This is a genomic window from Streptomyces sp. OfavH-34-F (assembly GCF_022347745.1).
Lineage (GTDB): Bacteria > Actinomycetota > Actinomycetes > Streptomycetales > Streptomycetaceae > Streptomyces.
This window is the reverse complement of record NZ_JAKRGC010000043.1, coordinates 23894-30977: the sequence shown is the minus strand read 5'-3', so window position 1 is coordinate 30977 and position 7084 is coordinate 23894. Positions and strand designations below refer to the sequence as shown.

8 protein-coding genes are annotated in these 7084 nt (G+C 70.9%); all 8 read left to right on the top strand.

What is annotated here, in order from left to right:
- The coding region (locus MHW47_RS10115; RefSeq protein ID WP_239222334.1) for a hypothetical protein at positions 1–367 on the top strand (367 nt) is incomplete at its 5' end.
- Positions 364–1719 carry an MATE family efflux transporter gene (locus MHW47_RS10110; RefSeq protein ID WP_239222333.1) on the top strand — a complete coding sequence of 452 codons (1356 nt, stop codon included), beginning with the start codon at positions 364–366 and terminating at the stop codon, positions 1717–1719. The genes MHW47_RS10115 and MHW47_RS10110, both read left to right, overlap by 4 nt.
- Positions 1716–2198 carry a holo-ACP synthase gene (gene acpS, locus MHW47_RS10105; RefSeq protein ID WP_239222332.1) on the top strand — a complete coding sequence of 161 codons (483 nt, stop codon included), beginning with the start codon at positions 1716–1718 and terminating at the stop codon, positions 2196–2198. Before MHW47_RS10110 ends, acpS begins: the two co-directional genes overlap by 4 nt.
- Positions 2191–2946 (top strand): 3-oxoacyl-ACP reductase FabG, encoded by a 756-nt coding sequence (gene fabG, locus MHW47_RS10100; RefSeq protein WP_239222331.1) that lies wholly within the window; start codon positions 2191–2193, stop codon positions 2944–2946. The genes acpS and fabG overlap by 8 nt, the downstream gene beginning before the upstream one ends.
- Before the next feature lie 64 nt (positions 2947–3010).
- Entirely contained in the window at positions 3011–3274 is a 264-nt protein-coding gene (locus MHW47_RS10095; protein WP_239222330.1) for an acyl carrier protein, read from the top strand.
- Positions 3275–3277: 3 nt separating this feature from the next.
- Entirely contained in the window at positions 3278–4474 is a 1197-nt protein-coding gene (locus MHW47_RS10090) for a beta-ketoacyl synthase (RefSeq protein ID WP_239222329.1), read from the top strand.
- Positions 4474–5577, top strand: coding sequence for a beta-ketoacyl synthase N-terminal-like domain-containing protein (locus MHW47_RS10085; protein ID WP_239222328.1), 1104 nt, complete (start codon positions 4474–4476; stop codon positions 5575–5577). The genes MHW47_RS10090 and MHW47_RS10085 overlap by 1 nt, the downstream gene beginning before the upstream one ends.
- Positions 5574–7073 (top strand): amino acid adenylation domain-containing protein, encoded by a 1500-nt coding sequence (locus tag MHW47_RS10080; RefSeq protein WP_239222327.1) that lies wholly within the window; start codon positions 5574–5576, stop codon positions 7071–7073. The genes MHW47_RS10085 and MHW47_RS10080 overlap by 4 nt, the downstream gene beginning before the upstream one ends.
- Positions 7074–7084 lie beyond the last annotated feature (11 nt).

Here is a 7084-nt window from a genome sequence, read left to right as displayed (position 1 = left end):
CCTGCTCGCCCGCCCCCTCGCCCCCGGGGCCAGGGCCACAGTGCTGATCGCCGACCACTCCGAGTACGGCTTCGCCTCCGCCCTGCCCGCCTGGGTCGTCGTCGCCGTCCGGGTCGTCCGGGGGCCCGGACCGTGGCGCCTGACCTTCGGGCGGGGCGCCGCACCGGCCCGCGTCCCGGTCCGGCGGATCGACGCGCACGGCCCCGCGGGCGGCTGGACGCAAGTGCTCGCCCTGCTCGCGGCGGAGGGGGACACGGCGCGCGGACCCCTGCTGGTGTGCGACGCGGCGGAGACGGCCGACGCCCCATGGCTCCTGGTGGAGCCGACCCCGGGGGACGGGCCCCGGCCGGCCGGAGGCGAACGATGAGCGTGGCACAGGAAGCCCCGCCGGATGCCCCCGGCGCCCGCGCGATCGCCCGCTTCGCCGCCCCCCTCGTCGCCGGCAGCCTCATCACCCAGGCCACCCAGTTCCTGGTGGTGGCGGTCCTCGGCTCGCTGGGCGGCTCCGCGCTCTATCTGCGCGCCGTGTACGTGCCCGTCGCCTTCCTCTTCCTCGCCGTGAACATGTGCATGGGCATCACGCTCCAGGTGCTCACGGCGCGCCGGACCGGCGCCGGGCAACCCGAAGCGGTTCCCGCGCTACTCGGTTCCGTCGCCCGCGTCGGACTGCTCGTCTACCTCGCCCTCGGCGTCGCCGTCGTGGCCGGTGCCGGCCCGCTGGCCGCTCTCCTGACGGTCCCCGACGCCCAGCGTCAGGCCTTCACCGGCTTCCTCGCGCTCATGGCGCTCGTCAGCCCCCTGGGCATGACCGGTGAGCTCGGCGCCGCGGCGCTGCGCGGGACGGGAGCGACCGGTCGCAGCCTCCTGCTGACCACGGCATCCGCGGCCGTCACACTGACCTGCCTGGCCGTCCTCACTCAGGGGCCGTACGCGTCCGTCCTCGCCCTTCCCTGGTCGCTCGCGCTCGGCGGGGCGGTGGAGACCGCGTTGGCACCGGCACTGCTGCGGCGGGACGGGCCCTTCCGCCTCCGGGACCTCGCACGCCGCGAGCGGGGCGTCCTGCGCCCGGTCACGGCCATCGGCGTGCCGGTCGCCGCGTCCGTCGCGCTGCTCTTCGTCGTGGAGTTCGTCCTCCTGCGGGTGGTCGCGCCCTTCGGCCAGTCCGCGGTGGCGGGCTTCTCCCTCGCCTACACGGTGCAGGCGGTCTTCATCGTCCCCGCCATGAGCTATGCCTCGTCCGTCGCCATCCTGGTCAACCAGCTCAGGGCGGCCGGACACCCCGAACACGCCAGAGCGGTGATCCGCCGCGGCGCCGCGCTGGTCGGCGTCGGCTACGCGCTCCTCACCGTCGTCCTCGCGGCGGCGGGCCCCGCCGCCATCGGCGCTCTGCCACTGGAAGGGGGCACCACCGAAGAGGCCGTGCGGTTCATGACCTTGGTGGGCCCCACCTTCGGCTGCACGGGCCTCGCCCTCGTGGCACTGGGGGTCATGGAGCAGACCGGCCACGGGCCCATCGCCATCTGCATGAACACCGCGCACTTCGGCTGCGTGCTCGGAATCGGCGCGTGGGCCGCCCGGCACGTCGAATCCACCGACGGCCTCTACGCTGTCCTGGCGCTGGGCGCGGCCATCGGCGCCCTGCTCTCCTGGCCCGTGGCCTGGCGGCTGGTCTACCGCGCCGAGGCCGGCACGGTCCCGGCACGGGGAGGGACGAGATGAACCTCTCGAAACGCCTCGCAGGCGCCTGGACGGCCCTCCGGGGCACCGGCCGCCCCGCGATCGCCCCGGTGAGCGTGGGGCTGGATCTGATGTCGATCCCCCGCTTCGAAAGGATCGCCCGCCACCCTCGCGGCCGGCGGATGGTCTTCGGGCCCGCCGAACTCGCCTACGCCGACACCCTTGGTGAGGCACGCAGGACCGAGCACCTGGCCGGCCGCTTCTGTGCCAAGGAGGCCGTTGCCAAGGCCCTGGGGCACGGGCTGGGCCAGGACCTCGGCTGGAGAGACATCGAGATCACCCGAGACAGCCTTGGCGCGCCGGGTGCCCGCCTGCACGGACGGGCGCAGCGCCTCGCCGAACGACAGGGCGTCACCGACATCGTGCTGTCGCTGAGCCATCAGGACGGCCTGGCGGTATGCGTCGCCGTGGCCCACGGGGCCTGCGGTCCCCTGCACAACCGGAGGAGAACACATGACTGAACAGCCCATCGGCGCCCGGCGGACAGCGCTGGTCACCGGAGGCTCGCGGGGGATCGGCCGCGCGATCGCCGTACGGCTCGCCCACGACGGTTTCGACGTCGCCTTCTGCTACCGGGGCGACCACGATGCCGCGGCGCAGACCGCCTCCCTCGTCGAGGCCGCGGGCCGCAGGACGGTCCACCAGGTCGTGGACGTGGCCGATCCCGACGCCGTACGGCAGTTCACCGAACGGGCCGAGGAGCGGCTGGGCCCGGTGAGCGCCGCGGTCTCCTGCGCCGGCATCCATCGTGACCGGGCAGCCGCGCTGATGTCCGACGCCGACTGGTCCGACGTCGTCCGCACCAACCTCGACGGCGCGTTCCACCTGAGCCGGTCCGTGCTGATGGGCATGTTCCGGCGGCGGACGGGCGCGCTGGTCCTGATCTCCTCCGTGGCCGGCCTCGGCGGCACCGCCGGCCAGGCCAACTACGCGGCCTCCAAGGCCGGACTGCACGGCCTGTGCGGCAGTCTCGCCAAGGAGGCCGGCCGTTATGGGGTACGGGCCAACGTCGTGGCCCCCGGCTACATCGAGTCCGACATGGTTGCCGACCTGTCCCCGCGGGTCAGGAAACAGGCGGAGGCCGCCGTGGCGCTCGGCGGATTCGGCAAGCCGGCCCAGGTCGCCGACGCGGTCTCCTTCCTGGTATCGGACCGCGCCTCCTATATCACCGGGGCGGTGCTGCGCGTCGACGGCGGCCTGACCGTCTGACCGCCGGGCGACGCCCTGGCACGGTACCCCCACCACACCTTCAGCGAACCCAAGGAGCACCAGCATGCCCGATGCACTCACCGACCTCGCGGCGAAGCGCACCGCCGAGATCCGCGACATCGTCGCCGACCTTTTCTCGGCCGAACCGGCCGAGGTCGAGACCGCGACGTCCTTCGTCGACGACCTGGACGCCGACTCCCTGCTCGCGATCGAACTGCTGACCCACCTGGAGCGGCGCTACGGCGTCTCCATCCGCGAGGACGAGATCGTGGAGATGACCGACCTCAAGGCGACGTACGAGATCGTCGCCCGGAACGCGGGCTGGTGAACGATGTCACCACGCGTCGTCATCACCGGCATGGGGCCGGTGTCCACCATCGGGACCGGCATCACCGCCTTCGGCAAGTCGCTTCGGGAAGGCAGCTCAGGCACCGGCCCCGTCACCAGTTTCGACACGACGGGCTTCGAGTACACCAATGGCGGCGAGGTCAAGGACTTCCGTCCTGAAGACCTCCTGCTGCGCCTGGATCCCGGGGCCTGGGGCCGTTCCGCCCTCTTCGCAGCCTCGGCCGCCCGCCTCGCGGTCGAGGACGCGGGGATACGGTCCCCGGGAGACGGGACGGCCATCGTCATGGGCACCACGTCAGGGGAACTGCGCGTCATGGTCGACATGATCGAGCAGTGGCACACCGGTGGATACGGACCCGCTGACACGGCCATGGCGGCACAGCTTCCCGCGTCCCGACTGGCCCTGGCCGCCGCTCAGGAGATCGGTGCCACGGGCGAGGCCCTCACCTTGGGCACGGCCTGTTCCGCCGGAAACTACGCCCTGGGCTACGCCTACGATCTGCTGACGGCGGGGGAGGCCGAGGTCGTCGTCGCCGGCGGTGCAGACTCGGTCACCCGATTCACCCACGCCGGCTTCCACCGGCTTGGAGCCCTTGCCGCGCAGCAGTGCCGTCCCTTCGACCTGCACCGCGACGGCATGCTGCCGGCGGAGGGCGGCGTCGCGCTCGTCCTGGAGACGCTGGATTCCGCGCGGGCCCGTGGGGCCCGTGTCTACGCGGAACTGCTGGGCTACGGCATGAGCTGCGACGCGTCCCACCCGGTCGCTCCCGACGCCGACAGCATCGCGCGCTGCATGCGTACCGCGCACGCCCGAGCGGGTGTCGACGCGGCCGACGTCGACTACATCTGTGCGCACGGCACCGGGACCAGGACCAATGATCTGGTCGAGAGCCAGGCAGTCCGCGCGGTCTTCGGGGACACGCCGCCGCCCATGAGTTCGATCAAGTCCATGCTGGGCCATGCCATGGGCGCGGCCAGTGGATTCGGCGCAGTCGCCTGTGCGTTGAGCATCCACGAGGGCTTCCTGCCGCCCACCGCGCACCATCGCACGCCTGACCCGGAACTCGGCGGAATAGACCCGGTGCCGGGCACAGGGGTCGAGAAGGACGTGCGGATCGCACAGAACAACGGGTTCGCCTTCGGCGGCAACAACGCCATCACGATGCTGGGGAGGCTCTGATGAACGGCATGGTGATCACCGGAGTGGGTGCGCTGCACCCCGGTCCGGCCGCCCCGCCCAGCGGTCTCGGGACCGGCCCGGTGCCTGACGGCCTCCTGCATCAAGTGTCTGGTTTCGACCCGCAGGCGCTGCTCGGCCGCAAGGCCGTGCGTTACAACGACCGCGGCACCCTGATGGCGATGCACGCTTGCGAAACGGCCATGGCTGATGCCGGTCTCACCGTCACCGAATCCGGCCGTGACCGCATCGGCATCGCCGTAGGCACAACCGTGGGCAGCATCGAGGGCATCGTCACCTACGGCACGGACTCCTTCGATCGCGAGCGACCCTACCTGGTGAAGGCCGCGTACTTTCCCCAGTCGGTGCTCAACACCACAGCCGGCGCCCTTGCCATCCGCACCGGGCTGCGGGGCGCCAACTCCACCGTCGCCGGTGGACCCCTGGCCAGCCTGCAGGCATTCCGGCACGCGGAAATGACCCTGCGGAGCGGGCACACGGACACAGTGCTGGTGGGCGCCGCGGAGGAACTGAGCGTTCCTGCCGCCTGGTGGGCGCGCACCGCCCGGCAGACCAGCCCCCATGGAGAAGGCGCAGCCATGTTCATCATGGAACGTCCGGAGATCGCGGCCGCGGCAGGCCGCAGAGCCCTGGGCACCACGGGCGGCGTCGTGGTGCGGGCCGTCGATCCCGAACAGCCCGCCTCGTTCACCACCGTCGCCGGGACCGCCCTGCGCCGCGCGGGCCTGGAGCCGCACGACGTGCGGACGGTCCTCATCAGGGCAACCGGACATCAGGCGGTGGACACGGCCCAGCACACAGCGCTCACCGCCCTGTTCGGCACTGAGCCCGCTTCTCACCACGAAACTCTGGGGGACTGCTACGGCGCTCACAGCGCCCTCCAGTTGAGTTCCCTCATGGACCGCGGCCGTCCGGGGCAACCGGACGGCGAGGCCGGACCTGCGCTGGTTCTTGCCGCCGATCCCGACGGCGCACTGGCGGCCATGGCCTTCGTTCCGTGCCGCACCGAACCCGCCAGTGTGGAACTGCACGACGGCGCGGACCTGCCGGCACGCCACGACCCGAGCTCTGGAGCGGCCCGATGACCTCTCCGGACGGCTCCCCCAGCCTCCTCGACTGGTTCCTCCGGGGCCTTGATGTCTCACCCGACGGCATGGCGTTGAGGACGGCGGGCCTGAGTCACACCTATCGCGAACTCGACCTTGCGGCCAGGACGTTGGCAGGCACGCTTCTCTCCCACGCCCCCGGCGTCACGCGGGTCGGAGTGCTCGCCCGCCGAGGGGAGCGCGGCTACGCGGGTTTCCTCGCAGCCCTCTACGCGGGTGCCACCGCAGTCCCACTGAACCCTGACTACCCCGCCGAACGCACCCGCGCCATGATCGAAGCGGCTGGAGTGACCGTCCTCGTGGTGGACAGCGCGGGAGCGGCCTGCCTCCCCGGGCTCGACACGGCCCTCGACGGGGTCACGGTCATCGAAGGGCAGCTCGGCGAACCGCTGACGCGGCCGGTCCCCGTCCGTCCCGAGGACCCCGCCTACCTCATGTTCACCTCCGGATCGACGGGCGTGCCCAAGGGTGTCCCGGTGTCGCACACCAACGTGGCGCACTACTTGAGGTCCATCCACGACCACTTCGACTTCGGCGCGGACGACGTCTTCTCCCAGACATTCCACCTGACCTTCGACCTCGCGGTGTTCGACATGTTCGTGGCCTGGAGCCATGGGGCGACGCTCGTCACCGTCCCCCCAGGTGCCTATGCCCGGCTGCCGAGGTTCCTGTCCAAGCATCGGATCACCGTGTGGTTCTCCGCTCCCAGCGTGGTGCCCCTGTTGCGCAGGGCGGGAGCACTGGCTGCCGGCGCGATGCCGACCTTGCGGCACAGTCTCTTCTGCGGTGAGGCCCTCATGGGTGAGGACGCGGCATCGTGGCAGGCGGCGGCCGACCGTTCGACCGTGTACAACCTCTACGGGCCCACCGAGCTGACCATCTCCTGCACGCTTCACCGCTGGGATCCGGTGACATCGCCTGGATTCTGCCTGAACGGTGTCGTGCCCATCGGCCACGCCCACCCGGGACTGCGGCTGCACCTGCACCAGGAGGGCCAAGAGGCAGTCGGCACAGGAGAGCTGTGTGTGACAGGCCCTCAGATGATCGCCGGCTATCTGGACCCTGACGACGACCAGGGAAGATTTCTGAACTACGCGGGCGAACGGTGGTACCGGACCGGCGACGTGGTCCGCACGCTTCCTGACGGACAACTAGCCTATCTGGGCCGCTTGGACCACCAGGTCAACATCAATGGTGTGCGAGTGGAACTGCGCGAGGTCGACCATGTGCTGCGGCGGTGCGAAGGCGTCGACGAAGCAGTCACGTTCCTGGTCGAGGGAACGCTGCACGCGTATGTCACGGGATCCGAAGCGAACCTCGCCACGTTGCGTGAGGAACTGGCTGAAATTCTTCCACGCGAAATGATCCCCCGTCACATCGGACGAATGGCTTCGTTCCCTTTGAATGCAAATGGGAAGATCGACCGTTCGGCACTGATGCGAGTGGCCGCCGACGAGCAGCCGGCGGCCGGTTGATCCGCACTGTG